The sequence below is a fragment of the Methanobrevibacter sp. UBA188 genome (assembly GCF_905234905.1).
In the GTDB taxonomy this organism is placed as follows: Archaea; Methanobacteriota; Methanobacteria; order Methanobacteriales; family Methanobacteriaceae; genus Methanocatella.
The window spans coordinates 1-2,884 of record NZ_CAJOJM010000089.1 but is presented as its reverse complement, the minus strand read 5'-3'; the positions used below and the strand labels follow the sequence as shown (position 1 = coordinate 2,884).

At 36.1% G+C, this 2,884-nt stretch carries 4 protein-coding genes; all 4 read right to left on the bottom strand.

What is annotated here, in order from left to right; all coding sequences use genetic code 11:
* Window positions 1-101: 101 nt before the first annotated feature.
* The gene (locus QZ143_RS09625; RefSeq protein WP_292883673.1) at window positions 102-1,298 is read right to left on the bottom strand and encodes a hypothetical protein; all 1,197 of its coding nucleotides are present in this window, start codon (window positions 1,296-1,298) and stop codon (window positions 102-104) included.
* Window positions 1,299-1,602: 304 nt separating this feature from the next.
* Window positions 1,603-2,055 carry a hypothetical protein gene (locus tag QZ143_RS09620; protein WP_292883670.1) on the bottom strand — a complete coding sequence of 151 codons (453 nt, stop codon included), beginning with the start codon at window positions 2,053-2,055 and terminating at the stop codon, window positions 1,603-1,605.
* A 348-nt stretch (window positions 2,056-2,403) separates the two neighbouring features.
* Window positions 2,404-2,619 (bottom strand): PF20097 family protein, encoded by a 216-nt coding sequence (locus tag QZ143_RS09615; protein WP_292883667.1) that lies wholly within the window; start codon window positions 2,617-2,619, stop codon window positions 2,404-2,406.
* A gap of 4 nt (window positions 2,620-2,623) precedes the next feature.
* Window positions 2,624-2,884: response regulator (locus QZ143_RS09610; RefSeq protein WP_292883664.1), on the bottom strand; the 261-nt coding region annotated here is incomplete at its 5' end.

The following is a 2,884-nucleotide window of genomic DNA, read 5'->3' as shown; positions in this document are numbered from 1 at the left end:
TAACCGAACCAATCATAATACACGCTCCTAATACTAATTTTTCCTAATCTGTTCTCTGCTCTTTTCAACCACATAAAGATGAAGTAAGAAATACGTTAGGATTAAATTATGTTTGTCGTTTTTATCCTTTTTATCTGAACATCTACATTTACATGCTCTAAATATGCACCGTACTTCATTTTTTCATAAGCAACAAATCCTGGTAGTGCTTTCCAAATTGTTACACCCCTATGAATATTTACGTTTAAATACAGTCCATGAGAAAATACAAAAATAATTTCCATTTTTATATCTGTAAAATCGGATTCCGTAAAAACTTTATCTACACCATAAAGTCCAAGTTCATGATACTGATTAAGGATTTTTCTAGCTTCCTCAATTCTGTGAACCATAAGTTTTTTTACATGGATGTATTCTTCCATTCCCATTAAATGTTCTTCTAACCCGCTTTTCTGTGTCAAAGCATTCCTGGTTGATTTTACTTCTATCATGCAAATAGATTCTATCTTGCCTTTCGAATCAAATCTAATCGCAAACATGTCAGGCTTATTTTTATTTCCTACCTTTACACCAGGAACACCGCTTGGCTGCGCAAATTCCAAGTCATATATGAATAGTCCATCCTTAAGGCAATGATTATTCATAAATAAATCCTGTTGAACATGCTTTTCGACACATTTTTGAAAATTAGCATAAAAATTTGAATTAGAATCAACAATTCCCGCATCCGTATTATGCTCAAAATAATATTGTTTTATATAATTCCGAGGGCGCTTTTCTTTCTTGTATGCCTGAGATCTTGGATTATACACTTCAAACACTTCATCATGATCAAGGCTAAAATATGACTCCTGCATTTCCTTCAATAGTGAATATGAAGCGGTGACTACCTTCTTTACTTCATCATATCCACCTGATGGGGTGTATTCCAAGAATACAGCATCGTAAGAATAACCATCTTTTGTCTTGTGTCTTACAACAAATCCATTCTCCTCTTTTAATTGGTTATAATCCTGACCTTTAAGTCCTTTGAATCCCAATTCCATGAGTTCTTTTACAACCCTTGAATGCCAGTCATCCATAAACCTGGCGTGATTTGGGTTTATTCGTACAACAGGAATGCCACCTTTACCACCTTTGATGCACAACTCCCATATCATATGATTATTTCTATAGATAACAACTTTGCCAATTTTCGAATCATTACCTCTAAAACATAGTGCAAGATCGTTATTCTCATTATCCCTTACATAATCTACAAAAGCTGCAAATGTAGATCTATTCTTCAACTCTGACATCATTTCGGGACTAACATCCCTTGTATATGTTGATTTCATGGCTATCTTTCTCCTATCAATGAACTACAATTGTTTTTTTAACCTGAATTTGCAATAGGTTTCCAGTTGTCTAAAATGACTTCATCAGCCGTTTCACATCGAATGTATAAAACCTTTTCGAGTTCATTTGGTGGTAACTGTTTAAATATTTTCATTGCGTCAATATAATCATCAAAGGTTATTTCAGATTCAATATTACCAGATTTATCGAGAACTCTATCAACAAAGAGAAAGCCTGCCTGATATTTTCAGGCAGCCCTAAGGATCAAATCCGCATCCATCTCTCCCTGCGTTGTTGTTGCGCCTCATGTAATTTTACTTTTGCAATGTTAAGGTCTTTTCCGCTCAACCCGTTTTGGATTGCTTCCTGCAACCAAGTCTCTGCCATTATATAATCCGGGCAATAATTGATGCCTATCTTGTACATACACCCTAACACGAATTGGGCCTTCACATGCCCGTTGTGCGCAGCCTTCAGTAACAAACGTTTACCCTTTGGCCAATCTTCAAAGTGTAAGACGCAATCTTTAAGGTCAATTGATCCAATGATACGCATTCCTTCTTCAAAATCTTTTTCCGGATTTTCAGAAGAAAAATCAGGTGCCTGATAATAAACCGGAGCCCGGTCCTTTGTTGTGTCTTTAACATAGCCTCTCTGTATGCTTCTCAATAATTCATCTAAACTTTTCGTTGTTTCTTCATAGTTAAGATCTTCCATGGTATCAAGTCTCCTTTTTTGTAATGATTGATTATATTTATTATTTCAAATTAGGTTTATGAAGTGAGCGACAGGCATGTTAGTTCAGGCGTTATTCAGTTTTCAAAGAGCAATATCATTTTCATTTTGAATTATAACAGATTTATGAAGCAATATTATCCGAAATTTTGGATATGTAAGATATTTTAAACTTTTTTAAATAAAAACTTTAAAATTTTATTATTATACAATGATTCATTTATTCTAAATATCTTCCCACAATAAAACAGCCGTAGAAAATTAATTCCACGGCTGTCTGAGAAGCTTTAATTCAATTAGCACCACTACTCGTATATTAAGAATCAGAATTTATTCACAATCTGACGCGTAATCTATCAACACCTTTTTACATGTTGGGCAATGATACGCTATGCATGTAGGTGCTGTCAAATTATGGCGGGTCAGCAACACATCCTTGTCAGTAGCAGCAAATATCCATTTATGCTTTTGCTCTGTAAAAAATATTTCTCTTCCTCCCTGAACAAAGCCTGAAATCATTTTTTTATTGCAGTATGGACAGTTCATTCAATTACCTCAGCAGATTCTTCAATGTTTCAAGCATCGCCGGGATATCATACGGCTTTGCCAGATGTCCGTTCATTCCGGCTTCCAACGCATTCTTCCGGTCTTCCTCGAATGCATTCGCCGTGACGGCAACGATCGGAACCGCGGCTTTTTGCTTATCCTCCAGCGCACGGATCTGCTTGGATGCCTCATAACCGTCCATATTCGGCATCTGGATATCCATCAGGATGACGTCGTAGTATCCGGCCGGTGAGGCTTTCACTTT

Excerpts from the sequence above, each read along its gene's own strand:
- QZ143_RS09625 (WP_292883673.1), bottom strand. The coding sequence starts at position 1,298 with ATGTCAGAGTTGAAGAATAGATCTACATTTGCAGCTTTTGTAGATTAT.
- QZ143_RS09620 (WP_292883670.1), bottom strand. The coding sequence starts at position 2,055 with ATGGAAGATCTTAACTATGAAGAAACAACGAAAAGTTTAGATGAATTA.
- QZ143_RS09615 (WP_292883667.1), bottom strand. The coding sequence starts at position 2,619 with ATGAACTGTCCATACTGCAATAAAAAAATGATTTCAGGCTTTGTTCAG.